24 protein-coding genes are annotated in these 26,624 nt (G+C 68.1%); 17 read left to right on the top strand and 7 right to left on the bottom strand.

The features are described 5' to 3' along the window. Positions 1-111: 111 nt before the first annotated feature. Positions 112-1,521: a DUF3100 domain-containing protein gene (locus NVV90_RS14900; protein ID WP_258438048.1), complete on the bottom strand. Its 1,410-nt coding sequence runs from the start codon at positions 1,519-1,521 to the stop codon at positions 112-114. Between the two features lie 224 nt (positions 1,522-1,745). On the opposite strand from NVV90_RS14900, the gene NVV90_RS14895 reads away from it, so the two are divergent. Further along, positions 1,746-3,239 carry a chlorohydrolase family protein gene (locus NVV90_RS14895; RefSeq protein ID WP_258438047.1) on the top strand — a complete coding sequence of 498 codons (1,494 nt, stop codon included), beginning with the start codon at positions 1,746-1,748 and terminating at the stop codon, positions 3,237-3,239. Between the two features lie 7 nt (positions 3,240-3,246). Here the strand turns inward: NVV90_RS14895 and NVV90_RS14890 are convergent, their stop codons facing one another. Further along, entirely contained in the window at positions 3,247-4,935 is a 1,689-nt protein-coding gene (locus NVV90_RS14890; protein WP_258438046.1) for a formate--tetrahydrofolate ligase, read from the bottom strand. 79 nt (positions 4,936-5,014) lie between these two features. Then, on the bottom strand, positions 5,015-6,259 hold the full coding sequence (gene mshA, locus NVV90_RS14885; protein WP_258438045.1) for a D-inositol-3-phosphate glycosyltransferase: 1,245 nt from the start codon (positions 6,257-6,259) through the stop codon (positions 5,015-5,017). A 114-nt stretch (positions 6,260-6,373) separates the two neighbouring features. On the opposite strand from mshA, the gene NVV90_RS14880 reads away from it, so the two are divergent. Continuing rightward, entirely contained in the window at positions 6,374-6,913 is a 540-nt protein-coding gene (locus NVV90_RS14880) for a GNAT family N-acetyltransferase (RefSeq protein ID WP_396125406.1), read from the top strand. Here NVV90_RS14880 and NVV90_RS14875 read toward each other — a convergent pair. Next, on the bottom strand, positions 6,910-8,367 hold the full coding sequence (locus NVV90_RS14875) for a 6-phospho-beta-glucosidase (RefSeq protein WP_258438043.1): 1,458 nt from the start codon (positions 8,365-8,367) through the stop codon (positions 6,910-6,912). The two genes, NVV90_RS14880 and NVV90_RS14875, sit on opposite strands and share 4 nt — an antisense overlap. A gap of 46 nt (positions 8,368-8,413) precedes the next feature. On the opposite strand from NVV90_RS14875, the gene NVV90_RS14870 reads away from it, so the two are divergent. The 7 genes from NVV90_RS14870 (at position 8,414) to tsaD (ending at position 14,557) form a co-directional block, all read left to right on the top strand. Beyond that, entirely contained in the window at positions 8,414-9,505 is a 1,092-nt protein-coding gene (locus NVV90_RS14870) for a carbohydrate kinase family protein (RefSeq protein WP_258438042.1), read from the top strand. Positions 9,506-9,659: 154 nt separating this feature from the next. Then, on the top strand, positions 9,660-10,328 hold the full coding sequence (locus NVV90_RS14865; RefSeq protein ID WP_258438041.1) for a DNA alkylation repair protein: 669 nt from the start codon (positions 9,660-9,662) through the stop codon (positions 10,326-10,328). A gap of 64 nt (positions 10,329-10,392) precedes the next feature. Beyond that, on the top strand, positions 10,393-11,622 hold the full coding sequence (gene alr / locus NVV90_RS14860; protein ID WP_258438040.1) for an alanine racemase: 1,230 nt from the start codon (positions 10,393-10,395) through the stop codon (positions 11,620-11,622). Then, positions 11,619-12,236, top strand: a complete 618-nt coding sequence (tsaE, locus tag NVV90_RS14855; RefSeq protein ID WP_258438039.1) for a tRNA (adenosine(37)-N6)-threonylcarbamoyltransferase complex ATPase subunit type 1 TsaE — start codon at positions 11,619-11,621, stop codon at positions 12,234-12,236. Before alr ends, tsaE begins: the two co-directional genes overlap by 4 nt. Further along, positions 12,236-12,907, top strand: a complete 672-nt coding sequence (gene tsaB / locus NVV90_RS14850) for a tRNA (adenosine(37)-N6)-threonylcarbamoyltransferase complex dimerization subunit type 1 TsaB (RefSeq protein ID WP_258438038.1) — start codon at positions 12,236-12,238, stop codon at positions 12,905-12,907. Before tsaE ends, tsaB begins: the two co-directional genes overlap by 1 nt. Positions 12,908-12,935: 28 nt before the next feature. Beyond that, positions 12,936-13,421, top strand: coding sequence for a ribosomal protein S18-alanine N-acetyltransferase (rimI, locus tag NVV90_RS14845; protein ID WP_258438037.1), 486 nt, complete (start codon positions 12,936-12,938; stop codon positions 13,419-13,421). Beyond that, positions 13,418-14,557: a tRNA (adenosine(37)-N6)-threonylcarbamoyltransferase complex transferase subunit TsaD gene (gene tsaD / locus NVV90_RS14840; protein ID WP_258438036.1), complete on the top strand. Its 1,140-nt coding sequence runs from the start codon at positions 13,418-13,420 to the stop codon at positions 14,555-14,557. The genes rimI and tsaD overlap by 4 nt, the downstream gene beginning before the upstream one ends. 23 nt (positions 14,558-14,580) lie before the next feature. Here the strand turns inward: tsaD and NVV90_RS14835 are convergent, their stop codons facing one another. Next, positions 14,581-15,732, bottom strand: a complete 1,152-nt coding sequence (locus tag NVV90_RS14835; RefSeq protein WP_258438035.1) for a glutamate--cysteine ligase — start codon at positions 15,730-15,732, stop codon at positions 14,581-14,583. A gap of 220 nt (positions 15,733-15,952) precedes the next feature. Here NVV90_RS14835 and NVV90_RS14830 point away from each other — a divergent pair, with 220 nt between their 5' ends. The 4 genes from NVV90_RS14830 to NVV90_RS14815 are packed head-to-tail and all read left to right on the top strand — an operon-like array spanning position 15,953 to position 19,763. Continuing rightward, positions 15,953-17,545, top strand: coding sequence for a glycoside hydrolase family 3 N-terminal domain-containing protein (locus tag NVV90_RS14830; protein ID WP_309304066.1), 1,593 nt, complete (start codon positions 15,953-15,955; stop codon positions 17,543-17,545). Between the two features lie 49 nt (positions 17,546-17,594). Next, the gene (locus tag NVV90_RS14825; protein ID WP_258438034.1) at positions 17,595-18,731 is read left to right on the top strand and encodes a GTP-binding protein; all 1,137 of its coding nucleotides are present in this window, start codon (positions 17,595-17,597) and stop codon (positions 18,729-18,731) included. A 47-nt stretch (positions 18,732-18,778) separates the two neighbouring features. Next, positions 18,779-18,901, top strand: coding sequence for a type B 50S ribosomal protein L36 (gene ykgO, locus NVV90_RS14820; RefSeq protein WP_011693081.1), 123 nt, complete (start codon positions 18,779-18,781; stop codon positions 18,899-18,901). A 49-nt stretch (positions 18,902-18,950) separates the two neighbouring features. Further along, entirely contained in the window at positions 18,951-19,763 is an 813-nt protein-coding gene (locus NVV90_RS14815) for a shikimate 5-dehydrogenase (RefSeq protein ID WP_258438032.1), read from the top strand. Between the two features lie 18 nt (positions 19,764-19,781). On the opposite strand, the gene NVV90_RS14810 is transcribed toward NVV90_RS14815, so the two are convergent. Beyond that, the gene (locus tag NVV90_RS14810) at positions 19,782-21,020 is read right to left on the bottom strand and encodes a class I SAM-dependent methyltransferase (protein ID WP_258438031.1); all 1,239 of its coding nucleotides are present in this window, start codon (positions 21,018-21,020) and stop codon (positions 19,782-19,784) included. 67 nt (positions 21,021-21,087) lie between these two features. Between NVV90_RS14810 and NVV90_RS14805 the strand changes: the two genes are divergently transcribed. The 3 genes from NVV90_RS14805 (at position 21,088) to groL (ending at position 23,717) form a co-directional block, all read left to right on the top strand. After that, entirely contained in the window at positions 21,088-21,501 is a 414-nt protein-coding gene (locus NVV90_RS14805; protein WP_258438030.1) for a hypothetical protein, read from the top strand. A 224-nt stretch (positions 21,502-21,725) separates the two neighbouring features. Then, positions 21,726-22,022: a co-chaperone GroES gene (gene groES, locus NVV90_RS14800; RefSeq protein WP_258438029.1), complete on the top strand. Its 297-nt coding sequence runs from the start codon at positions 21,726-21,728 to the stop codon at positions 22,020-22,022. Between the two features lie 84 nt (positions 22,023-22,106). After that, complete coding sequence (groL, locus tag NVV90_RS14795; protein ID WP_258438028.1) at positions 22,107-23,717, top strand: chaperonin GroEL; 1,611 nt, start codon at positions 22,107-22,109, stop codon at positions 23,715-23,717. A 73-nt stretch (positions 23,718-23,790) separates the two neighbouring features. On the opposite strand, the gene NVV90_RS14790 is transcribed toward groL, so the two are convergent. Then, positions 23,791-24,645, bottom strand: coding sequence for a hypothetical protein (locus NVV90_RS14790; protein ID WP_258438027.1), 855 nt, complete (start codon positions 24,643-24,645; stop codon positions 23,791-23,793). 306 nt (positions 24,646-24,951) lie between these two features. Here NVV90_RS14790 and guaB point away from each other — a divergent pair, with 306 nt between their 5' ends. Continuing rightward, positions 24,952-26,463, top strand: a complete 1,512-nt coding sequence (guaB, locus tag NVV90_RS14785; protein ID WP_258438026.1) for an IMP dehydrogenase — start codon at positions 24,952-24,954, stop codon at positions 26,461-26,463. Positions 26,464-26,624: the final 161 nt, after the last annotated feature.

The raw sequence follows: 26,624 nt of genomic DNA, 5'->3' as shown, positions 1-26,624 counted from the left end.
ACCTTCCTCCGGACACAGCAAAGGCGGGTGGAATGAACGAAGGTCCATTCCACCCGCCTGGCTACGCGTCTGGTGTCAGCGCGTCTGCTGTCAGTGCTGGGATGTCACCTCTCAGACATGGATGACGAACTGGGCAAGCACTGCTGCACCCACGAAGCTTGCGGAGAACGTCAGCATCGCCACGATCACCGTGCGCCAGTTCAGCGTCTTCAGGGCGTTCACGTCGCGGCCAAGGTTCATGCCGAGGAGGGCGATCGAGCCAAGCCCCACGTACAGTGCGTCAAGGTTGTGTGTGAACGAGATGATCGTCTGGCTGAAGGGCATGAACGGAGCCGTTGCCAGGGTTGCGAGCGCAAGCACCCACACACTCGACGGAACCGCCGGGACGTACTTGGCGAGGAGGAAGGCCAGTGCGGTCAGGAGGCCGAGGACCACAACACCCACCACATCGTTGATGCTGATGGACTTGGTGCCCAAGGCATTGAGGACCACGCCCATGGCGATGCTGGCCCCGAAGGCGATGATCCACGTGGAGGGCTTGGTGCGCACCTCCGGGTCCTGGATCACGGCGGAGACGTCCAGCTTGACCCGTTCCTGCGGGCGGCGCTGCTTCGCGGGCACGACGCCACCATTGCGGTCCAGGCGCTGGCCTTCGTCATCGCGGCGGAAGAGGCGGGACCAGAACTTGTAGAGCCGCAGGGACAGCGGCAAGGACAGGAAGGCGCCGGCGTAGAAGCCCACCAGGTTCGTGACCAGGTTGGACAGGGCTGCCAGGGCCATGATTTCCGGGGCCTGCCCCGGGTAGATGATGGACAGCGCGGCCACACCGCCAAGCATCATGGACCCGGATCCGAGTCCCAGGCCCAGCGCGAGGGCGCGCGGGTCGAAGATGCCCATGCCGCCGAGCAGCCCGGCCAGCAGGGAAATGAAGACTGCGCCGAAGACGCTGCCCAGCAGCCAGACGGAGAACACGCCGCGGTAGATGGGGGACTTCACACCGAAACGCTGCAGGGCATACGCCAGGTACGATTCACGGTCGATGGCCCAGGTGGCACCGATGGCCGAACGCCCCATGCCCAAGGCCACACCGACGGGCAGCGCAAGGATGACGGTTCCGAAGATGTGGCCGACTTCCTGAAGCAGGATGGCTGGGCCAATGGTGGTGAATTTGGCCAGGGACGGGCCCACATGCGTGCCGAGGGCCGCCAGGAACATCACGATGCTGACGTTCAGCAGCACCGAGGCGACGGCACGGCTTTGGCCGGACATGGGACGGACCTTCTGCACGCCGATGACCGCTCCGATCAACACGGCCCACAAGACCGGCATGAGCACGATCGCAGCATTGCCGAGGGGGATCTTGTGCGTTCCGGCCAGGATGGCGACGCCGCAGACGACTGTGGACAGCAGGATCATCGATCCCCATTGCCGCACTGTGGGGGTGAAGAAGGTGGTTGCGCCTTGGTCGGCTTTGACTGCGGGCGCATCCACCTCCGGTGCGGTTGTGGATTCGGGATTCATGATTGGGGCACCCTTCGTGTGCTGTAGTGACGCGGGGTTGGGATTTGCGTCATTTGGTATACCAAAGATGGTAAGCTGGATCACAGCGCGACGCAAGGCGTGTCACAATTTCTATAAGAACTCCAGAATTGACCGTGATCTGCGAGCCTGGGCAAATTGGCGTTCGCTCAGCAGCGGATCAGTCTGGGATACCAAACGATGGATTTTCTAACCTGGGAGGGTTCATGATCACTCAACTTTCTGCCCGGTATGTCCTTGGCCATGATGGGAACCGGCACATGATGTTCACGGACGGGCACGTGGTGATGCAGGACGACGAGGTCATCTACGTCGGCACCGGCTACGACGGTCCGATTGATGAGCACCGCGACTTCGGGCAAAGCCTGATCGCCCCGGGCCTGATCGATCTGGACGCGCTGACGGACATTGACCATGCGATCTTCGATTCCTGGCCCACGGAGGAGACCGCTCCTGGCCTGCAATGGTCCGAGGACTACTTCAACAACCGCCGCCGCGACGTCTTCACCGCGGAGCAGCGCCAGAATGTACGCAAGTTCGCCCTGGCACAGCTGGCCCTCCATGGCGTGACCAGCTACATGCCGATTGCCTCGGAGATCCACAGTTCCTGGGCCGAAACCTTCGAAGAACTCCAAGGCATGGCACAGAGCAGCATCGAGCTCGGACTGCGCGGCTTCCTTGGCCCGGCGTACCGTTCGGGAATCAACGTCACCGACAACGACGGCCAGCGGGTGATCCTCTTCGACGAAGAAGAGGGGCGGAAGGGCCTGGCGGACGCCGCGCGGTTCCTCGACTACGCGGACGGCCTGGGGCATCCCCTGATCACCGGCGTGCTGCTGCCGTGCCGTATCGAGACGCTGTCGGATGAACTGATGCGCCGGACGGCCGAGTTGGCCACCGAACGCAACGCCCTGGTCCGCCTGCACTGCCTCCAGCAGCCCACCGAGGACGATTTCCTCACCAAGCTCACAGGCCGCACCGTCCTGGAGCAGCTTGCGGATACCGGCCTGCTGAACACCCGCCTTCTGATTCCGCACGGCGTGGTCATCGACGGCACCGATCCGGCTGCCAGCGCCGAGGGCGGGCCATTGGAGCTGCTGGCCCGGCACGGCGTCAGCATCATCCACTGCCCCCTGACGTCCTTCCACTATTCGGGCATGCTCAAGTCCTTTGACGCCTTCGCAGCCGCCGGGGTCAACATGTGCCTGGGAACCGATTCCTTCCCGCCGGACCTGATCAAGGGCATCGACGTCGGGACGCACCTGGCCAGGATTGCCGAAGGCCGACGGGACGCCGGCAAGGTGTCGGCGTTCTTTGACGCAGCCACGCTGGGCGGCGCCAAGGCCCTGGGCCGCGAAGACCTGGGGCGCCTGTGCCCCGGTGCCCAGGCGGACATCATGGTGGCGTCCTTGGGCGACTTCCGCGACGGCGCGGTTGAGGATCCGCTGCGCACGCTCATCCTCAACGGCTCGGCGCGCAACGTCACCGATACGTATGTGGCGGGCCGCCCCGTGGTGGTGGATGGTTCACTTCCGGGCATTGACCTGGACGGACTCCGAGCCGAAGGCCAGCGCCTTTTCGAACAGATGGTCGCTGCATATGGTGAACGCGACTACCTGCGGCGCGAGGCCTCTGAGCTGTTCCCGGCCGTCTATGCCCCCGCGGACGTCACCGCGGCGGTTGTGGCTCCGGCGGGGTAGCGGGACGTCAGAAGAGTCCCACCGGCTTGCCGGCCGCGTCGACGTCCATGCGCATCGCGGCCGGCTCCTTCGGCAGGCCGGGCATGGTCATCACGGCCCCGGTCAGGGCCACGATGAAGCCGGCCCCGGTCTTGGGGATCAACTCGCGCACATGCACGGTGAAGCCCTTGGGCGCGCCCAGCTGTGAGGCGTCGTCGGTGAACGAATACTGCGTCTTGGCCATGCACACGGGCATCCCGCCCCAGCCGTTCTTCTGGATGTCCGCCAGCCGTCGCAGCGCCGGGACGGAGAATTCCACGCCGTCGGCGCCGTAAATCTCCTGCGCGATCGTCCGGATCTTGTCCTCCACCGACAGGGTCAGCGGGTACAGGTGCCGGAAGTCCGACGGCGCGGCCGCCGCGGCGGCGACCTTCGCCGCGAGCTCATCGCCGCCGTCGCCCCCTCCGCCCCGGCCCCAGACGTCGGCCACCGCGGCCTGGACACCTTCCCGGGAGCACCAGGCAAGCAGCCACTCCAGCTCTTCGGGCGTGTCCGTGGCGAACTTGTTGATGGCCACCACGGGCGCGATGCCGAACTTCTCCACGTTGTGCACGTGCCGCTTCAGGTTCCCGACGCCGGCGGCCAGCGCCTCGACGTTCGGCTCCTTGAGCTGGTCCTTCGGGACGCCGCCGTGCATCTTGAGCGCCCGGATGGTCGCCACCACCACGACGGCGGACGGCGCCACGTCCGCGTTGCGCGCCTTGATGTCCATGTACTTTTCGGCGCCGAGGTCCGCGCCGAATCCGGCTTCCGTGACCACGATGTCGGCCAGCTGCTGCGCTGTCCGGGTGGCGATGAGGGAGTTGCAGCCGTGCGCGATGTTCGCAAACGGGCCTCCGTGGACCAGTGCGGGCGTCCCCGCGATCGTCTGGACGAGGTTCGGCTTGAGGGCGTCCTTGAGCAGCATCGTCAGCGCGCCCTGGACACCAAGGTCCGCCACCGTGATGGGCCGGCGCTCGTAGCTGTAGCCCACAGTGATGCGGCCGAGGCGCCCGCGCAGATCGTCCAGGTCCGTGGCCAGGCAGAAGACGGCCATGATCTCGGAGGCCGCCGTGATGTCGAAACTGTCCTGGCGCGGCACCCCCTGTGCCGGTCCGCCGAGGCCGATGACCACTTCCCGGAGCGCACGGTCGTTTACGTCCAGGACCCGCGTGAATGTCATGCGGCGGGGATCGATGTTGAGTTCGTTGCCCTGGAAAATGTGGTTGTCCACGAGGGCCATGAGCGCGTTGTTGGCCGAGGTGATCGCATGGAAGTCGCCGGTGAAGTGCAGGTTGATCTCGTCCATGGGCAGCACCTGCGAGTAGCCGCCGCCCGCCGCTCCGCCCTTCATGCCAAGGATGGGGCCCAGGGACGGCTCGCGCAGCGCAATCATGACCTTGTGGCCCGCGCGTGCCAGCGAATCAGCCAGGCCCACCGTGGTGGTGGACTTCCCCTCCCCGGCCGGGGTGGGGGACATGGCCGAGACGAGGACCACTTTGCCGGCGGGCTTTCCTGCCGGGAGCCGCAGCCGGGCGGGATCGATTTTCGCCTTGTACCGCCCGTACAGCTCCACGGCATCGGCATTGATCCCGGCACGCTCTGCGACCTCCCCGATGGGGAGGATGACGGCCTTTTGCGCGATCTCAAGATCGCTGGGGACCCTGTTTTCAGACATCGATGTCCTTCGGCTGTGCGGATCATGGCGGAACACTGTGCGCGACAATCTATCAGCCGTGGAATCCTTCGTGAGGGTTTTACCCGGGAGGGACCAACAGGCCGCCGATGGCCGCGTGGTAGCTGTCCAGGGTGATGGCCGCGGTCCGGGACCAGCCGAAGGCCTCGGCGTGCACGGCGGCGGCGCGGCCCATGTCTTCCCGGGTCTGGGGATCGTCGTAGAGGGCCTCGAAGGCGTCCGCCCAGTCGGCGGGATGGTGCCCCTCCACCAGCATGCCCGTGCGGCCGTTGGCGATGGCCCGGGACAGTCCGCCCACGTTCGTGGCCACCACGGGCGTCCCGCAGGCCTGGGCCTCCAGCGCCACCAGCCCGAAGGATTCGCTGTAGGAGGGCATCACCACCACGTCGGACGAACGGAACCAGCCCGCCAGCTCCGGCGCGTTCACCGGCGGGCGGTGCGTCACGACGTCGTCCAGCCCGGCACCGGAAATGAACGATTGCAGGTTGAAGTCCTTGGCCCCGCTCAGGGCGCCGAGGATGGTCAGCTCCAGGTCGATGTCCGGCCGGCGGCGGCGCAGGATCCCTGCAGCCTCCACGAAGATCTGCGGGCCCTTGAGCCGTTGGATGCGGCCGGCAAACAGCAGATGGAAGCTGCCCGGACGAACGCCGAGCGCGGCACGGGACCTGGCCCGGAAGGCCGGCGCAAACACGGCAAGGTCCACGCCCGGAGGAGCGACGTCGATGCGGTCGAAATCGGCGTTGTAGTGCGCGACCAGTTCCTGGGCTTCGGCCGGGGTGTTGGCCACGAGGCGCGCGGCACCGTCCACGATCCGCTGCTCGCCGTCCTCGCGCCGCCGGGGTTCGGGGCGCTCGCCGGAATGCAGCACCAGGTTCTTGACCTTGGCCATGGTGTGCATGGTGTGGATGAGGGGCACGTTCCACAGTTCGGAAAGCTCCAGCCCGGCGAGGCCGGAAACCCAGTAGTGCGAGTGGATGGCGTCGTAGCGGCCGTGCGGCTGGTGCTGCCGGATTCTCTCGATCTCGGCGACCATGCTGTGCAGGAGCTCCGGCAGTTCCTCCTTGGGCAGCTTCCGCGGTGGGCCGGCCAGGACGTTGTGGACGCAGACCCCGGGGCCGGGATGCTCCACCGCGGCTTGCCCGGCGGATGTGGAACGCGTGAAGATCTCCACTTCCACGCCGGCGTCGGCCAGTGCCATTGCCAAGGCGCGGACGTACACGTTCATGCCGCCGGCATCGCCGGAGCCGGGCTGTTCCATCGGTGAAGTGTGGAGGGACAGGAACGCCACACGGCGGATCAGTGACACCGCACCCTCCTGACTTTCCGCCGGTCCACGGCACTGCTGCTACGCAGAAAACACTACTCCTGCCTGCCTGCCGCCACCCCCCGAACGGGCGGGGATGTGAGCAACGCTGCTACCGTGGCCGCTGTGAGCGCAACAGAAAACACCACCGCAGCCAAGACCACCGCCACCTTCGACGTCCGGGAAGCGACCGCAGCGGACTGGCCCGGGATCTGGGCCGTCCTGGAACCGGTGCTGCGTACCGGCGAGACCTTCACCTGGGACCGCGACACCACGGAGGAGCAGGCCCGGGCCAAATGGATTAAGGAAGCACCCGGCCAGACCTTCGTGGCGGTCCGCGACGGTGTGGTGCTGGGCACCGGCGAACTGCACGCCAACCAGGGCGGCGGCGGCAGCCACGTGGCCAACGCCGGGTACATGGTCCACGCCGCTTACACCGGGCAAGGCATCGCCAGGGCACTGTGCGCCTACTCCCTGGACGCCGCCCGTGCGGCTGGCTTCCGCGCCATGCAGTTCAACGCCGTGGTGGAAAGCAACACCACGGCCGTGTGGCTCTGGCAGTCCATGGGCTTCCGCATCCTCGCAACCGTTCCGGAGGCCTTCAACCACCCCGAGATCGGCTACGTGGGGCTGCACGTCATGTACCAGAAGCTCTAAGCCGTGTCCCGCCACAGCCCGGGCAGCGCCGGGAACGCGGCCTCGTAGCCGGTCAGCAGCCTGCCGGCCAGCTTCTGCGAACCAATAAGGGGATGCCCGGCGAACGCCTGCAGGGCCGCCTCGCGGTCGCCGCTGCCCGCGGCCCGAATGGTCAGCCGCTCCACGTCCTTGACCCGCCGCATCAGGGTCAGGAACTGCCCGGCCGGCCGTGACTGCGGAAGCGGCAGCGCGCCGTCGGGCGTCACCACGCAGGGGACCTCGACGACGGCGTCCCCCGGCAGCCCCGGAACGGCCACCTCGGCTTCGCCCGCTTTGTCCCCTTCGCGCCGGACAGCCACGGGGGAGTTGGGCGTGTTGAGGATCAGTTGGGCGGTGCCGCGCCCGGCCAGGGCGCGCATGACGGCGAGCGCCACGCGCTCGTAGCCGCCGCCGGCCAGGTCTTCCTCGTCGCGCTCCTCGCCCAGGCCCCGGGCCTCGGCCAGGTACCCCTCCTCGCGGGACCGCCGGGCCGCGTCCCACAGGCGGTACGCCGGCCCGCCGCCCTGAGTGCCGCCGTCGGGCACGCCCCCAGAGCCGGGCACCCCCTCCTCGCCGGACGCCCCCGCCAGGCGCGGGTACAGCGCCGCCTGCTGTGCGTGGATCGAGGCGCCCCGGGTTTCGCCCATGGCGCGGATGGCTGCCGTGGCCCGGGCGGTCTCGTAGTAGTAATACAGGTATTCATTCGGCAGGCAGCCCAGGCGCTCCAGCAGCGCTCCGCCGAACAGCCGGCCCTCCTCGAAGGTGGCCAGTCGGGCGTCGTCGGCCAGCAACCCGGGCAGCACATCCTTGCCGGCCACCTGCAGGCGGTAGAGCCAGCCGAGGTGGTTCAGCCCGACGTAGCCCACGCCGTCGAGCACGCCCTCCGCGAGTGGCACCCCGGCCGCCTTCGCCGCCCGCTGCACCAGCCCGCTCGCCGAATCGCAGATGCCGATCACCCTGCGCCCCAGCACCGGGACCAGGGCCTCGGTGACCATGCCCGCGGGGTTGGTGAAATTGATGAGCCAGGCATCCGGGCAGTGTTCGCGCATGGCCCGGGCCAACTCCAGCATGGGTGGGATGGAGCGCAGCGCATAGGAGATGCCGCCCGCGCCGGTGGTTTCCTGCCCCAGCAGGCCCAGGTCCAGGGCGACGCGCTCGTCCGCCACCCGCCCGGCCGTGCCGCCCGGCCTGATGGCCGCGAACACCATGTCCGTGCCGGCCAGCGCCTCCGGGAGTTCGGAGGACACCACGACGGCGGGGCGCCCGGCCGCGGGGCCCGGCATGTCCCGCAGCACGGCCTCGATGGCGCCCAGGCGGCCGCGGTCGACGTCGTAGAGCACCAGTTCGCGGACCAGCCCGGCGAAGGGGCCGGCGCACAGCGCGCGGTAGACAAGGGGAACCCGGAATCCGCCGCCGCCGGCGATCATGAGCCGCATGCCCCGAGTCTATGCACCTGCGCCGCCGCAGCGTAGTGTGCCGTGCATGGACGCGATGCCCCAGGGACGTTTCGATCCTCTCTCCGCCGTGCGCACGGCCGGTGCGGGGGGCTGCGACCTGCTCCTGGCCGGGACCGTGTTCCAGGACATCATCTTCACCGGCCTGCCGCATTCGCCGGAGCCCGGCACCGAAGTGTGGAGCGAGGGCATGGGCAGCTGCCCCGGCGGCGTGGCCAACCAGGCCATCGCCGCCGCCCGCCTGGGGCTGCGCACCAGCCTTGCGGCCGCTTTCGGGGACGACGGTTACGGCGACTACAACTGGCGGATCCTGGAGGGACAGGAACACGTGGACCTGTCGCTGTCCCGCCGCGTGCCCGGCTGGCATTCCCCCGTGACCGTATCCATGTGCGTCAACCAGGACCGCTCCATGGTCACGCACGGCCACCCCGCTCCGCTGAACGCCTCCGAACTGATCGGGACGCCACCCCAGGCACTCGCCGCCGTCGCGGACCTCGGCGAACAGTTGGAGCCCTGGACCCTTGCCGCCGCCACCGCGGGCACCAAACTGTTCGGCGTGGTGGGCTGGGACCCCAGCGGGGAATGGTCCCGGGGCCGGCTGGAGCAGCTCACGCACTTCCACGCCTTCATGCCCAACGCTCCCGAGGCCATGGCCTTCACCGGCACCTCCGATCCCTGGGCCGCCCTGTATTCGCTCGCGGACCGGGTTCCCGTGGCCGTGGTGACCCTGGGCGCGCAGGGGTCCATGGCGGTGGACTCCGAAACGGGGGAGGAAGAGTGGGTGCCGTCCCTGCCGGTGGCCGCCTACGACCCCACCGGGGCCGGGGACTGCTTCGGGGCAGCGTTCATCGTGGGCTGCCTGGCCGGCTGGACCCTGGGGGACAGGCTGCGGTTCGCGAACCTCTGCGCCTCGCTGGCCGTCCAGGAGGTGGGCGGTTCCCTGGCTGCCCCCGGCTGGGGCGACATCGCGGACTGGTGGCAGCGCGTCAACGCCCGGAAGGAACGCCAGGCCAGCCAGTGGCTCCGGCGGTTCGCCTTCCTGGAGCCGATCGTGCAGGACATCCCGAAGGAAGCGCCGCGGCGGGCCTCCGCCACCATCGCCCACCTGTCCGACGCGTGACGTTTGCCTGACGGATCCACCAGGAAAGTCCTCCTCTGCGGCCGGGCTTTCTGAGTAGGCTGAATCCCAAAAGCGCGTCCCACACGCGACGGCAGGGGAGGCCCAGGTGGCACAGACGACGACGGCCGGGACAACTGCATCCCAGGCGTCAGACATGCAGGCGGTGGTCGCCGGGCTGTTGGCCGAGCTGGCAGGGCTCGAGGACCCGAGGATGCGCGAGGCGAACGAGAAGCGCGGCGACGACCACGGTGTGAACCTTTCCAGCCTGCGCGCTGTCGCCAAACGGCTGAAGACGCAGCAGGAACTCGCGTGCGGGCTCTGGGCGACGGACAACACCGCGGCGAGGCTGCTGGCGCTGCTGATCTGCCGGCCGAAGGCCTTCGAACGCCAGGAACTGGACACCATGCTGCGCGAGGCTCGCGCCCCCAAGGTGCACGACTGGCTGGTGAACTACGTGGTCAAGAAGAGCCCCCACGCGGAGGAGCTGCGCGTGGGCTGGACGGCTGACCCGGATCCTGTCGTCGCGAGTGCCGGCTGGGCGTTGACCAGCGAGCGCGTGGCGAAGCAGCCAGAGGGGCTCGACCTCCCGGGGCTGCTGGACACCATCGAGGCGGACATGAAGGACGCCCCGGACCGCCTGCAGTGGGCGATGAACCAGACGCTCGCTTTCATCGGGATCGAGAGCGCCGGGCACAGGGCGCGCGCGCTCGACATCGGCGAGCGGCTCGGGGTCCTGAAGGACTATCCGACGCCGCCGAACTGCACCTCGCCGTTCGCGCCCATCTGGATCAGCGAGATGGTGCGCCGGCAGCAGGCCGGGTAGCATGCCCGCCACCGGCGCAGGGTCCGGTTATCCCCTCTCCACGGGCAGCACTAGACTCTCTAAGGTGACTTACGAAGCAGCTGCAAGTGCCGCGCCGGAGACAAAAGCCCCCGTCCTGGAGCGCTCGGCCGTCATAGACCTCGAGGCCATCCGGCACAATGTGCGCCAGTTCGTTGCCATCGCATCGCCTGCCAAGGTCATGGCCGTGGTCAAGGCGGACGCATACGGCCACGGAGCCGTGCAGGTGGCCCGTGCCGCGCTGGACGCCGGGGCCAGCTGGCTCGGCACTGCCCACATTTCCGAGGCACTCGCCCTGCGCGCCGCGGGCATCGACGCACCCCTCCTGGCCTGGCTGCACACCCGGGAAAGCAACTTCGCAGCGGCAGTTGCCGCCGGCGTCGACGTCGGGATCTCCGGCTGGGAGCTCGACGCCGTGGTGGCGGCAGCGCGCCAGCAGGAACGCCCCGCGCGCGTGCACCTGAAGGTGGACACCGGCCTGGGCCGCAACGGCTCCACGATCGCCGGCTGGGACAAACTCGTGGGCGAGGCCATGGAGTACCAGGACGAAGGCCTGCTGCGCGTGGTGGGCATCTTCTCGCACTTTGCCGTGGCGGACGAGCCGCACCGGCCCGAAACCGACGAACAGATCGCCCTGTTCCGCGAAGCCGTGGCCATTGCCGCCGACGCCGGGGTGGACACCGAGGTGCGGCACATCGCCAACACACCTGCCACCCTGTCCCGCCCGGACGCCCACTTCGACCTGGTCCGCGTGGGGCTGGGCCTCTACGGGCTCTCGCCGTTCGCGGAGCAGAGCTCCCAGGAGCTGGGACTGCACCCCGCCATGACCGTGCGCACCCTGCTCTCCAACTGCAAAGCCGTCGACGCCGGGCAGGGCGTCTCGTACGGCCTGAACTACCGCACGCCGGCCGAGAGCACCCTTGGCCTGGTCCCGCTGGGCTACGCCGACGGCGTGCCGCGCATCGCCACCGGCGGCCCCATCCGCATCAACGGCATCACCTACCCCGTGGTGGGCAGGATCGCGATGGACCAGATGGTGGTGGACCTCGGCCCGCTGGATCCGGACACGGCCCGAGGCCTGCTCGGCGCGGAGGCCGTGATGTTCGGCGACGGCGCCGACGGCGGCCCGACGGCGGACGACTGGGCGGCCGCAGCCGGCACCAACAACTACGAGATCGTCACCCGCATCAGCCCCCGCGTGCCGCGCAGCTACGTCAACGAGATCCCCTCCGAGGCCGCTGCCGTCCCCGCGGAAGCCGGAACGGACGCACCGTGAGCGGCTCGGTCCCGGACTCGACGGCACCGGACGGCGCGCTCTGGGAGCGCTTCCTCACGGTCACGACGGCGGAGCAGACCCACGCGCTCGCGGCCGCGCTCGCCGGGGTGCTGGAGCCCGGTGACCTTCTGGTGCTGACCGGCGAGCTGGGTGCCGGCAAGACGACATTCACGCAGGGACTCGGCGAAGGCCTGGGCGTGCGCGCCGGCATTATCTCGCCTACCTTCGTGCTGGTCCGCATCCACCCCAACCTCCCCGACGGTCCGCGCCCCGGCGGCCCGGACCTGGTGCACGTTGACGCGTACCGGCTTGGCTCCTCCGCCGAAATCGACGACATCGACCTCGAAAACACCATGGACAGTTCCGTCACCGTGGTGGAGTGGGGCCGCGACCGCGTGGAGCACCTCGCCGACAGCCGCCTGGACATCCAGCTGCACCGTTCAGTGGGAGGGGCTGCGGGTGCCCGCGGCGCCTCACAGGAGCCGGACGCCGTCCTGGACTTCGACACGGAGGATGACGACGAGCCCCGCACCATCGTGGTCCGCGGCTACGGCCCGCGCTGGGCCGACGCCCCTGCCATCCTGGGACCCGCACCCCGTGAAGAGGAGGCCTGATGCTCATCCTGGCCATTGACACGTCGGCCGTGGCAAGCGCCGCGCTGATCTCCGACGACGCCATGGAAGGCGTGGTGGAGTCCTTCGCCACGGAAGACACCCGCAGCCACGCGGAGGTCCTGGCCCCCGGTATCCAACAGCTCCTGGCCGGTGCCGGGGTGACGGGAGCGGACATCGACGTGATCGTGACCGGCGTGGGGCCTGGTCCCTTCACCGGGCTCCGTTCCGGCATCGCCACCGCACGCACCCTGGCTTTCGTCTGGGGCAAGCCGCTGTATGGGCTCATGAGCCTGGACGCCATCGCCCTGGAAGTGGCCGAATCCACCGCGGCGGCGGCCGAGTTCATCGTGGCCACGGACGCCCGGCGCAAGGAGGTCTACTGGGCCCGGTATACCCTGGCCGAGGGGCAGCTTCCGCAGCTGGTGGACGGCCCGCATGTGGGCTTTGCCTCGGAGCTTCCGGACCTTCCCGTCTACGGTGCGGGCGCCGGCCTCTACGCCGATGTGGTCCGTGCCCATCCGGACTTCGCCGACACCCAGCCCGATGCCGCGTCCCTGGGCCAGTTCGCCCTGGCCCGCCTCACCGCGGGGCAGGCCCTGCTCGACTCCACCCCTCTGTACCTGCGGGAATCGGACGCCCAGGTGCCCGGCCCCAGAAAGCGTGCCCTGTGAAGATGTGCGCAGTGAAGAAGGGTGAACAGTGAAGCTCTCGCCGAAACTCGAACTCGCGGGCGTCACCCTCCGGGACATGACCGAGGCCGATGTTCCCGCCGTCGAGGTCCTGGAACGCCGGCTGTTCCCCGCGGACGCCTGGCCGCTGCAGATGTTCTTTGACGAAATCGCCCAGGTGGACACCCGCCGCTACGTGGTGGCCGAGGCCGGGGGAGAGATCGTGGCTTACGCGGGACTGATGTGCATCGAGCCCATCGCGGACGTCCAGACGATCGCCGTCGTGCCCGAATTCGAAGGCAAAGGCATCGGCTCGGCGATCCTCACCGAGCTGATCGACGAGGCCCGGCGGCGCCGCGCGGACGACGTGCTGCTGGAAGTCCGGGCAGACAACCCCCGCGCGCAGCAGCTGTACCTGCGCTTCGGCTTCGAGCAGATCCACGTGCGTCCCCGCTACTACCGCGACGGCACGGACGCCCTGATCATGAGGCTGCAACTGAAGGAGACCGGCGCGTGAGCACCAGCAACAACAAGCAGCCGCTCGTCCTGGGGATCGAATCCTCCTGCGATGAAACCGGCGTCGGGATTGTCCGCGGCACCACCCTGCTGACCAACACGGTCTCTTCCTCCATGGACGAGCACGTCCGCTTCGGCGGGGTCATCCCGGAGATCGCCTCGCGCGCGCATCTGGACGCCTTCGTGCCCACGCTCCAGGAGTCCCTGCATGAAGCCGGCGTCACCCTGGATGAGATCGACGCCATCGCCGTGACCTCGGGCCCGGGCCTGGCCGGGGCCCTCATGGTGGGCGTCTGCGCCGCCAAGGCCCTCGCCGTGGCCACGGGCAAGCCCCTCTACGCGATCAACCACCTGGTGGCGCACGTGGGAGTCGGGCTGCTGGACCGGAACCCCGACGGCGGAGCTGCCGCCGGCGGCGCTGCCGGCCTCGGCGGCGGCCGCCTCCCCGAAAATCTCGGCGCCCTGCTGGTCTCCGGCGGCCACACCGAGATCCTGCGGATCCGCAGCATCACGGACGATGTGGAACTGCTGGGCTCCACGATCGACGACGCCGCGGGCGAAGCCTACGACAAAGTGGCCCGGATCCTGGGGCTCGGCTATCCGGGTGGTCCGGCCATCGACAAACTGGCCAGGCAGGGCAACCCGAAGTCCATCCGCTTCCCGCGCGGCCTGTCCCAGCCCAAGTACATGGGAACGGCCGAAGAGCCCGGCCCGCACCGCTACGACTGGTCCTTCAGCGGGCTGAAGACGGCCGTGGCACGGTGCGTGGAGCAGTTCGAGGCCCGCGGCGAGGAGGTCCCCGTCGCCGACATCGCTGCCGCGTTCCAGGAAGCCGTGGTGGACGTGATCTCGTCCAAGGCCGTGCTCGCGTGCAAGGAAAACGGCATCACAGACGTGCTGCTGGGCGGCGGTGTGGCCGCCAATTCGAGGCTCCGCGAACTGACCGGCCAGCGCTGCACCTCCGCGGGCATCCGCCTGCACGTGCCGCCGCTGGATCTGTGCACGGACAACGGAGCCATGGTGGCAGCGCTGGGCGCTCAGCTGATCATGGCCGGAATCGGCCCCAGTGGGGTGGAGTTCGCGCCGGATTCCTCCATGCCCGTCACCACCGTCTCCATGCAGGCCGTATCCGTTTAGGCTGTGCCTGCTTGGGGGTGTGACTAGGCTCCCGGCCCCTGGCGCATCTGCTGCACGAGGTCCATCACCACGGCCTGCAGGTTGCCGCTGTGCTCGGCGGCCACGCGGCGCTGGCGCTGGTAGCTGGCCCCGCGGGCGATGATCTTTTCGACGTCCGCCAGTTCGGCTGAGCAGCCCAGCTTCGCGGCAATGGGGGCCAACCGCTGGATGGTTTCGGCGAGGTGCTCGGTGACGAGCTGCTCCTTGCCGTCGGCATCCAGGATGATGATGGCCTCCATGCCATACCTGGCCGCACGCCACTTGTTTTCCTGGACGTGCCACGGCGGCATGGTGGGAATGGTCCCGCCGGCGTCCAGGATGGAGGAGAACTCGTCCACCAAGCACTGGGTGAGTGCCGCGATGGCGCCCACTTCCTCAAGCGTGGCCAGGCCGTCGCAGATGCGCATTTCAATGGTGCCCAGGTTCGGGACCGGACGGATGTCCCAGCGGATTTCCGAGGTGGCATCGATGACACCCGTGGTGAACATGTCCTCCACATAGGACTCATACGCCGTCCAGGTATCGAACTGGAAGGGCAGGCCCGCCGTGGGCAGCTGCTGGAACATCAGGGCGCGCTGGGAGGCGTAGCCGGTTTCCTCGCCGGCCCAGAACGGGCTGGAGGCCGAGAGGGCCTGGAAGTGCGGGAAATAGTTGACCAGCCCGTCCAGGATGGGCAGCACCTTGGACTTCTTGTCGATGCCCACGTGGACGTGCACGCCGTAGATGACCATCTGCCGTCCCCACCACTGGGTGCGTTCGATGAGCTTCGCGTAGCGCTCCTTGTCCGTGACCGGCTGGAGCAACGGAGGGCTGAAAGGGTGGCTGCCGGCGCTGAAGAGTTCCACGCCCATGCGGTCGGTGACTTCACGGACGGCCGCGAGGGAACGGCTCAGGTCCTCCTTGGCTTCCCCCACGGTCTCGCACACACCCGTGACCAGCTCAACCGTGTTAAGCAGCAGCTCGCGCTTGATGTGCGGGTGTTCGTCGTCCTCATTGAGGTCGGGGTGGGCTGCCGCCACACCGCGCAGGACCTCGTTGGCGACGGAGACCAGTTCACCTGTCCGTGCGTTGACGAGCGCCAGCTCCCATTCCACACCCAGTGTCGATTGTCTGGATGGCGCAAAGTCAATCTGCACGTGGTCCCCTCGTTGTTCTTCTGAAACCGGACATGGCGCCCCGCTGTGGGGCCGTCAGCGGATGGCTCAAGTCTAGTGCAGGGGTAGCATCGAATTGATGGCACTGTTACATTCCCCGCGTCATGGCCGGCGGTGGCTGGCCGCGGCTGCCGCAGCAGCCGTCCTGTTGCTCGTCCTTCCCGCGTGCACAGCTGCACAGCCCGACGGCGGGAGTCCGCCCGTGCCTTCCACCTCGGCTTCCGTCGGTTCCCCGGCAGCCTCTTCGTCGAAGACGCCCACTCCCACGCCCACTCCCACGCCCGATCCAGGACTGAAGCCGCTCGGCTGGGGCCCGCAGCAGCGGGACCTCGACGCCGCCTCAGCCGCCGTCGCCCGCATGTCCGTGGAACAGAAGGCCGGCCAGGTCCTCATGCCGTTCTTCCAGGGGCGGGACTACTCCCGGCAACTGGACACCATTCGTGCGCTCCACCTTGCGGGCAGCATCGTCATGACGGACAACGTCCCGCTCGCCGCCGATGGCTCCGTGGACACCGCCGCCGTTGGAGCCATGGCCGCGGCGTTCGACCACGCAGCACGGGCCGACGGGCGCGGCTGGCCGGGGCTCGTGGGGGTGGATATGGAGGGCGGCGTGGTGGCGCGGCTCCGGGCACCACTCAGCGAGTGGCCAGCGCCGATGAGCTATGGTGCCGCCGGCAGCGTTCCCCTGGCGTCCGACGCCGGGGCCGCCCTGGGAGCCGAACTCGCCGGGCTGGGCTTCACCATTGACTTCGCCCCGGACGCCGACGTGACCATCGGGCCGCAGGATCCCACCATCGGCTCGCGTTCCATGTCCGGGGATCCGGACGCCGTCGGGCGGCTGAGCACGGCATTCGGGCAAGGGCTGCTGGACTCCGGCGTGCTGCCCGTGAGCAAGCACTTCCCCGGCCACGGCTCGGTGACTGCGGACTCCCACGCCTCCCTCCCCGTGCAGAACGCTTCCGTCGCCGAGCTGCAGGCCAGGGACTGGAAACCGTTCCAGCAGGCCGTCGCGGCCGGGCTGCCGATGATCATGATGGGCCACATCGCCGTGCCTGCCCTGGAACCGGGGGTGCCGGCCTCGGTTTCCACAGCCGGCTACGCGGCCCTCCGTGGCCTCGGCTTCGCGGGCGTTGCCGTGACCGATGCGATGAACATGGCAGCCATCGAGGAGCAGTACACCGACGATGCCGCGGCGGCCGTGGCCCTGGCCGCCGGAGCGGACCTGGTCCTCATGCCGGGCGACGTGGTCCGTGCCCATGCCGGAATCGTGGCCGCCGTCGGCTCGGGCGCCTTGCCGGCCGCGCGCCTGGACGAGGCCGCGCGCCGTGTGGCCACCATGATGCTTTGGCGGGCCAGGGTGGACCCGAAGCCCGCCGGGTCAGCCCCCGGCGCCGGCGCGGCGGTCTCACGGGCCGTCTCGGCGGCCGCGGTGACGGTCCTCGACGGGCCCTGTTCCGGCCCCCTCATCGGCAGCTCGGTGTCGCTGGCCGGCGGCTCCGTCCTGGACCGGGCGCGGTTCACCGCCGCGGCCGGCCGGGCCGGAGTCGGCGTGGGCGGCGGCCCGCTGGTGGTGCTGGCCGGCTACGGCAGCGGTCCGGTCTCCGGACAGATCGCGGTGTCGCTTGATGCCCCTTGGCCGCTCGCAGGATCCTCCGCCCCCAGCAAAATCGCTCTCTACGGGAATTCCCCCGCGGCTTTCGACGCTCTGCTGGCGGTGCTCACCGGTCAGGCGACGGCACCGGGGAAGCTGCCGGCCGCCGTCGGGCCCTATCCGCCCGGCAAGGGCTGCCCCTAGGATCCCACGTTATTTGCTAATGAGAATTGTTTGCATTTAGACTGTGTGAATGCACCTTTCCGTCGTCAGCTCCCTCGACAGCCATTGCCGTGAGGTCGCCGCCGCGCGCCTCGGCCATACGCACAGCAATTCCGTGGTGGTCCTGCACGACCTCCTGGACGGATCGCTGGTCCTGCGCCGCGTCTACCGCGACGGCCAGCTCCTGGAGCGGAGCGAGACCATGCTGGAACACGGCTGCCTCAGCTGCACCGTCCGCCTGGATGTAGTCCCGACGGCGGAACGGCTGGCCGCCGGCGGCCACGACCACGTCGTGCTGGGCCTGCCCCCGGGCGTTTCAGCGGACATGGCGGTGGCCGAACTGCGCCGCGGGCTGGACCGGCCCGCCGTGATCGACAACGCCGTGCTCGCCATCGACCCCGCTGAACTCGAAGACCACGTCTGGGACGTACACTCCCTCTACGAATCCGGATTCACGTCCATGCCCGAGGACGAGCGCACCAGCGGGGAATTCCTGATCGGCGAATTCGGGCACGTGGACACGGTGATGATCCAGCCAGGACTCGGCGCCGAGCTGGGCGGCGGGCCGCAGGCCGGGGCCTGGGACCACGGCGTGGAGTTGTGCCGCCAGCTGGCCCCGCATGCGGCAGTGTCCGGCGTGCACGATGCCTTCCGGCCGGGATGCTATGACAGGGGTGAGGCCCATGCGCGGACCCGCCTGGGTGCCGTCCGGGTGCCGCTGGACGCCGGGCCGGGGACCTTCCGCACCGTGCTCCACAAAGTGGAGCGCCCACTGCACCCGGGCCGTTTCCGCGAAGCCCTGCCCCGGCTCGCCGCCGGTTCGCACTGGCTCCGCGGCCGGCTGTGGATCGCATCCGCCGCCTCCACGCGGATCGCCGTGCAGGGGATCGGGCCCCGCGTCTGGCTGGAAAGCACCGGGCAGTGGCTGGCCGACGCCGGGCATGACCCCCGGCGGGGCACGCTTCCGGCGTCCGACGTCGACGCCGCGCTCGACTGGCATCCCACCTTCGGCGACCGTGGGACGGTGCTGGCCGTGACCGGCCGCGGCGAGGACGTCGACCCCCGCGAGATCCGGGGCCTGCTTGACGGCTGCCAGCTCAGCGATGCGGAAATGCGGCTTGACTTCAGCAAACTCGAGGACCCGTTCGGGCTCGGGGCCGGACTGTAGGCCCAAGGTCCACCACAAGCCCAAGATTCACCACCAAAGGAGAAACCGTGAAAGTCAGGAATTCGCTGCGCGCCCTCAAGAAGATCCCGGGAGCCCAGATCGTGCGCCGCCGGGGCCGCACCTTCGTCATCAACAAGAAGAACCCGCGCATGAAGGCCCGGCAGGGATAAATATGACATTTGCGGTGGCCGGGGCCACAGTCATTGTTTAATGGAGCACATGCCCATTCTGAACAAAGACATGTCCCTGTGCATCTCGCTGGCGGCCAGGCCGAGCAACATCGGCACGAGGTTCCACAACTACCTCTATGATCTGCTCGGCCTCAACTTTGTCTATAAGGCCTTCGCTCCCGCGGACATCACCCTGGCCGTGGCCGGCATCCGGGGTCTCCCTATCCGTGGTGCCGCCGTTTCCATGCCGTACAAGGAAGCGGTCATTCCGCTGGTGGATGTCATGGACCCCTCGGCCAAGGCGATCGACTCGGTGAACACCATCGTGAACCAGGACGGTGTGCTGACGGCCTACAACACCGACTACATCGCCATCGCCCGGCTCCTGCAGGACCACTCCGTGCCGAACGGCCACTCGGTGCTCCTGCGTGGCGCCGGCGGCATGGCCAAGGCCGTCGCCGCGGCCCTGCGCGACGCCGGGTTCAGCAAGGTCACCATCGTGGCCCGCAACGAGGAAAGCGGCCGCGCGCTGGCGGGCCTGTACGGCTTTGGCTGGCAGGCCGACGTCGGGGGCTCAACGGCGGACCTCATCATCAACGTGACACCGCTGGGCATGGCCGGCGCGGATGAAACCGCGCAGTCCTTCGACGACGCTACCGTGGCTGCTGCGCAGGTGGTGTTCGACGTGGTCGCGCTTCCCTCGGAGACGCCGCTGATCGCGGCCGCCCGCGCCGCCGGCAAACCCGTCATTACCGGGGCCGAGGTCATCGCGATCCAGGCGGAGGAGCAGTTCGTGCTCTACACCGGCGTCCGCCCCACTCCGGAACAGGTCCGCGAAGCCTCGGAGTTCTCCCGCAGCTAGTTTCCGAGGCAGGCGGCTCTACGCCGCCGCAGCCACCGGCTCCACCACAACGGCCACCCGCTCCTCGCCGATCCGCGTGAGGACCAGGGTGGCTGTTTGGCTTCCCTTCTTCCCACCGGTCCTCCCGCCGGGGAGCAGCTGCTTGCGCAGCTCCTCGGGCGTCACGGCGGTGCCGCGCTTCTTGATGTCCAGCACGCCCACGCCGTTGGCCTTGACCCAGGCCTTCAGCGCCTTCACGTTGTAGGGCATCACCTCGAGCACTTTGTAGGCCCGCGCGAAGGGTGTGTCCCGAAGCTCCGGGGCACAGATGTAGGCGATGTGCTCGTCCACGAGGTGGCCGCCCAACTGGAGCGCCACGTCGGCGACGAGCCCCGCGCGGATGACGGCGCCGTCGGGCTCGTAGAGGTAGCCCTCCACCGGCCCGACGTCGGGCAGCGGGCCGCCGCCGAAGTCCTCGCCGCTGGTGATCTCGGCGGCGCCGCGCGCCCCGATCACCAAGGCGGCCCTGCGCACGCCCGGACGGGCCACGGCATTGAACCAGAGCGCCACCTCCGTGACGTCTCCGCCCACGGACACCCACTGGGCCTCGCAGCCGGTCGGAACCGAGTCATGCGGCATGCCCGGGCCCATCTTCACGCCCACGGCCCGGCCGGAAGCGGCCAGGGATTCCACATAGGACAGCGGGGGAGAGAAATCCTCCGGATCCCAGATCCGTTTGGTGCCCGACGACGAGGTGGTGCGCCGCGCGGGATCCAGCCAGACGCCGTCGATCCCTTCCAGGGACACGGCGGTGGCATCCGCATGGACCACGGTGGCGTGCGGGAACGGCATGAGGTTGATCGTGGCGCAGGCAGCCGTGGCTTCGTCGAGCTCCACGGCCGTGACGTTGATGTCCATGGATGCCAGGGCCATGGAGTCGGCCCCGAGGCCGCAGCCGAGATCGGCAACGTGGCCCGTGCCGGCCTTGACGAAGCGCTCGGCGTGGCGGGCTGCGACATTCAGGCGCGTGGCCTGCTCCAGCCCGGCCTGCGTGAACAGCATCTGCCGGGCGAACTCGCCGAATTTGGCCTCGGCGCGGGTCCGCAGGCGTGATTGCGTGAGCACGGCGGCCACGAGCTCGGGGGAGTGGCCTGCCTTCCGGAGGCCCGCGTTCACGCTGAAGGCCTCGCTCTCCCGGTAGGGCCCCAGGGAAGCGAGCAGTTCCCAGCCTTCGCTTGTCAGAAGGTGGGCGATCTGGTCCTGGGGTGCGTCAGCCATGGGATCAAGCCTACTGTCCGGTGTCACAGGCCTGCGGCGGTCCGATCATCCCGATAGGGTTGATTTCATGGAAGACAACGCAGCACAGCAGCCCGACGAAAGCAACGACACCACCGCCTCCGCCGCTGCCGGGCCCGTGTCCGCCAGGAATCCCGTGAGCTATGCCCGGCCCGCCCTCATCGCCGGGGCCGCGGTCGCCGCAGTGTGCATCGCGCTGCTGGTGATCATCTTCGCCCTCGATTCCTTCAACGCCGCCGCCTACTCGGTCACGGGCAACAGCATCAATGACGCCACACAGGAGGCCAGGGACATCCGAGAGCAGTACACCGGGGTCCGCATCGGCGGGATCATCGTGCTGATCGTCTCTGCCGCCGTCGCCCTTGCCGGCGCCGTGGTGCTGTACCTCAACCGCGGTTCCGCCTCCGCGGAAGACGGCGACGACGGCGAGGACGTCGACCTGGATGACCTCACCCGGGAATAGCTCCCGGAGGCCACGGACGAGGTTCAGGAGCGTTCACCCGTGACGAAATTCTGGCACTCACCTTGACCGAGTGCTAACGCCTTACATAGAGTCATGGTTAGCACTCTCCCTAGGAGGGTGCTAATCACCACCGCCAGGCAGCTACCGGCACCGCGACGACGGTTGCGCGCCTCGGCACCCCAGTCTGTTAGTCCATGAATCAGCTCATGAAAAGGAGAGTCCGAGTGTCGGTCTCGATTAAGCCTCTTGAGGATCGTATTGTAGTTCGCCCGCTCGAAGCAGAGCAGACCACGGCTTCCGGCCTGGTCATTCCGGACTCCGCACAGGAGAAGCCGCAGGAAGGCGAAGTTGTTGCAGTCGGCCCCGGCCGCTTCGATGACAATGGGAACCGCGTTCCCGTTGACGTAGTCGTTGGCGACGTCGTTATCTACTCCAAGTACGGTGGAACCGAAGTCAAGACCGGCGGCAACGAGTACCTCGTGCTGTCCGCCCGCGACGTTCTGGCGATCGTCGTTAAGTAATTCCCTGGAGCCCCGCACCGCAGATCTCGTTGGATTTTTCCGGCAGTCAGCGGTGCGGGTTTTCTGTCTTGAAAGGACAAACCCATGGCAAAGCAGCTTGCGTTCAACGACGCTGCCCGCCGGTCGCTTGAGGCCGGTATCGACAAGCTCGCCAACACCGTCAAGGTGACGCTTGGCCCCCGCGGCCGCAACGTCGTACTGGACAAGAAGTGGGGCGCCCCCACCATCACCAACGACGGCGTCACCATCGCCCGCGAAGTTGAGCTGGACGACCCCTACGAAAACCTTGGCGCCCAGCTGGCCAAGGAAGTCGCCACCAAGACCAACGATGTCGCCGGCGACGGCACCACCACGGCCACCGTGCTGGCCCAGGCCCTCGTCAAGGAAGGCCTGCGCAACGTTGCTGCCGGCGCAGCTCCGGGCGAGATCAAGCGCGGCATCGAGGTTTCCGTTGAAGCCGTTGCCGCACGCCTGCTGGAGAACGCACGCGAAGTCGAAGGCACCCAGGTTGCCAGCGTTGCCTCCATCTCCGCCCAGAGCGACGAGGTCGGCGAGCTGCTGGCCGAGGCATTCGGCAAGGTCGGCAAGGACGGTGTCATCACCATCGAAGAGTCCTCCACCACGCAGACCGAACTGGTCCTGACCGAGGGCATGCAGTTCGACAAGGGCTACCTGTCCCCGTACTTCGTCACGGACGCCGAGCGCCAGGAAGCCGTCCTCGAGGACGCCCTCATCCTGATCAACCAGGGCAAGATCTCCTCGCTGCAGGAATTCCTGCCGCTCCTGGAGAAGGCCCTGCAGGCTTCCAAGCCGCTCTTCATCATTGCTGAAGACATCGACGGCGAGGCACTGTCCACGCTGATCGTCAACCGCATCCGCGGCACCCTGAACGTTGTCGCCGTCAAGGCTCCGGGCTTCGGTGACCGCCGCAAGGCCATGCTGCAGGACATCGCGACCCTCACCGGCGCGCAGGTTGTCTCCGCAGAGCTCGGCCTGAGCCTGGACACCGTTGGCCTCGAGGTCCTGGGCACGGCCCGCCGCATCACGGTCACCAAGGACAACACCACCATTGTTGACGGTGCCGGATCCGCAGAAGACGTTGCAGCCCGCGTGGCCCAGCTGCGTGCCGAACTGGCCCGGACGGATTCCGACTGGGACAAGGAAAAGCTGCAGGAACGCCTGGCCAAGCTGGCCGGCGGCATCGGCGTGATCAAGGTCGGCGCAGCCACCGAGGTCGAGCTGAAGGAAAAGAAGCACCGCATCGAGGACGCCGTTTCCTCCACGCGTGCCGCCCTCGAAGAAGGCATCGTCTCCGGTGGCGGTTCCGCCCTCATCCACGCCCTCAAGGCACTGGACGAGGACGCCGCCGTCAACGCCCTGGAAGGTGACGCAGCTGCCGCTGTGGGCATCGTCCGCCGCGCCCTGACCCAGCCGCTGCGCTGGATCGCCCAGAACGCCGGCTTCGACGGCTACGTGGTTGTTGCCAAGGTTTCCGAACTGGACAACAACCAGGGCTTCAACGCCAAGTCCGGTGAATACGAGGACCTCGTCGCCGCTGGCGTCATCGACCCCGTCAAGGTCACCCGTTCGGCACTGCGCAACGCCGCATCCATCGCCGCACTGGTTCTCACCACCGAGACCCTGGTTGTCGAAAAGCCGGCCGAGGAAGAGCAGCACGCAGGGCACAAGCACTAGCAGCTTGCTGAACTGAACAAAAGGAAGCGGGTGTCCGGCTGAGGCCGGGCACCCGCTTCCTTTGTCTTGGATCTTAGGACGTGCCCGACGGCGGGATGGCAGTGCTGGAGGGTGCGGTGCTGCCCTGGATCGGGGTAGGTGTCCGAGTAGGCGAAGTAGTTACCGAAGCGCCGGGAGCCGGAGTGGGAGGGGCCAGCGGCATGCCCGGGGTTGCTTGCCCCGGACCCTGCATGGGAACGGGGTTGAGTCCGCCGGGGATGGGGATGTCGATGGGCTGTCCGTCCTGGTCGTAGAAGCGAAGATCATTCAGGAGCTGCCCGTCCTTGTTGTAGACGAAAACGTGCTCTGCGTATGAGCCGTTCACCACGATGCCCTGGCCGTAGTTCGGTTGGTGATTCGTCGGCGGCGTGTAGGGGGTGCTCAGGGCGTGTCCAAGAATGAACGGCGTCATGACCACCAGGAAGCCGATGCTGATGACGTTGAATGCGTTGAGGGTGCGCCGGGCCAGGGCCCGTGCCGGCGCGGGCTTGCTTCCCCAGCGGACGCTGAGAACCACCAGCACAAGCATGTAGGTCCAGGCGGCCACGCCCCGCGGGATGAAGCCGTTGCTGCCGACAAACGGAACAGTGGTGATCTCAAAGATCGCCCACGCCCGCAGCAGCCACCACACCGGGCGGAGTTTGATGAGGAACTCAAGCACTGCGTTTGCCGCGGGGTTGGTGCGCACCCGCATCAGGAACTCATGACCCGTCCGGCGTAGCGTGTCGCCGAACGAGGGAGCGGTCTTGCGGGGATCGGTGCTGCTGCGCTCCGGCAATCCGGCCGAGCTGCGCAGTTCACGGGCGTAGGCATCGGGCGAACCGAGTTTTCCGGTGTCCAGGAACTGCTCGGCGAGGTCCGCCTCCAGTCCTTCGGCGGTCGTAGGCAACGTCATCGCCTACAAGGACAGCAACCACCTTTCGGCCACGTTTGCCAAGACACTGACTCCGTTCATCGAACGGGATTTCCTTGCAGCCACCGGGTGGAACTAGCGGTAGCCGCGGCAATATATGCCCGACGGCGGCCTGCCGCCGCGTGCCGTTGCTCACACATTGCCACCGCGGAATATGGCGATCGCCGCCGAGGTTCTACTATTTATCCAATACCTGCACGGACCAGACCCGTAATGACGGGCTGGTCATCGGCTGCAACCCCTACCCGTTAGCCCCCCAGAACCCCGGTAAGAGGCGCACTCATGACCCAGCCCGAACACGACCCCTTCGGCTTCATCGGCCTCACGTATGACGACGTCCTGCTGTTGCCGGGACACACCAACGTGATCCCGTCCGAGGCCGATACCTCGTCCCGCATCTCCAAGCGCATCTCCGTTCAGACCCCCCTCCTCTCCGCAGCCATGGACACCGTCACGGAGTCCCGCATGGCCATCGCCATGGCCCGCCAGGGCGGGCTAGGTGTTGTGCACCGCAACCTGTCGATTGACGACCAGGCCGAGCACGTGGACCGCGTCAAGCGCAGCGAGTCCGGCATGATCACCAACCCGCTGACCATCGGCCCGGAGGCCACGCTGGCTGAGCTGGACCTGCTGTGCTCGCGCTACCGCGTGTCCGGCCTGCCCGTGGTCGACGTCGACGGCCGCCTCCTGGGCATTGTCACCAACCGTGACACGCGCTTCATTCTGGAAGCGGAGTTCCCCAGCCGCCTGGTCAGCGACGTCATGACCAAGATGCCGCTCATCACCGGCCATGTAGGCATCAGCCGCGAGGAAGCCTCGCACAAGCTGGCCACCAACAAGATCGAAAAGCTCCCGCTGGTTGACGAGCAGGGCCGCCTCAAGGGCCTCATCACCACCAAGGACTTCACCAAGGCAGAGCAGTACCCGCTGGCTACCAAGGACGACGAAGGCCGCCTGCGTGTCGGCGCCGCCATCGGCTTCTTCGGTGACGGCTGGGAGCGCGCCATGAAGCTCATCGACGCCGGCGTGGACGCCCTCTTCGTGGACACCGCCAACGGGCACTCCCAGGGTGTCCTGGACATGATCGCCCGGCTGAAGTCCGATCCCGTTGCTGCGCACGTGGACATCATCGGCGGTCAGGCAGCAACCCGTGAAGGCGCCCAGGCCCTGATCGACGCCGGCGCCGACGGCATCAAGGTAGGCGTGGGCCCGGGCTCCATCTGCACCACCCGCGTGGTGGCCGGTGTGGGCGTCCCGCAGATCACCGCCATCTACGAATCCGCCAAGGCAGCCATCCCTGCCGGCGTGCCTCTGATCGCCGACGGCGGCCTGCAGTACTCCGGCGACATCGGCAAGGCACTGGTTGCCGGTGCCGACACCGTCATGCTCGGTTCGCTCCTGGCTGGCTGCGAGGAATCCCCGGGCGAGCTGATCTTCGTCAACGGCAAGCAGTTCAAGAGCTACCGTGGCATGGGCTCGCTGGGCGCCATGCAGTCCCGCGGCAAGAACACGTCCTACTCCAAGGACCGCTACTTCCAGGCAGACGTCTCCGGCGATGACAAGCTCATCCCCGAGGGCATCGAAGGCCGGGTGGCCTTCCGCGGTCCGCTCGCCTCAGTGGCCTACCAGCTGGTCGGCGGCCTGCGCCAGACCATGTTCTACACGGGCGCACCCACCATCGCCGAGCTCAAGGCACGCGGAAAGTTCGTCCGCATCACCCCGGCCGGCCTGAAGGAATCGCACCCGCATGACATCCAGATGACCGTGGAAGCCCCCAACTACGGCTCCCGCTGACACTCCCCGGCGCCTCCCTGGCCTCGCTTCGCTGCGGCCAGGGAACCCGGGCGCCGTGGGCCCATGCACAGCGTGCCCAGTGCGCATCGGTACCCCGCGGGATTTCCCGCGGGGTACCTGCGTCTGTGCGGCAGGGCGTGCCTGTGCGGATTAGGCTGAGG

Origin of the sequence: Arthrobacter sp. CJ23, assembly GCF_024741795.1 — a bacterium.
In the GTDB taxonomy this organism is placed as follows: Bacteria; Actinomycetota; Actinomycetes; order Actinomycetales; family Micrococcaceae; genus Arthrobacter.
The sequence above is the reverse complement of the archived record's forward strand: the minus strand, read 5'-3'. Positions and strand labels throughout refer to the sequence as shown.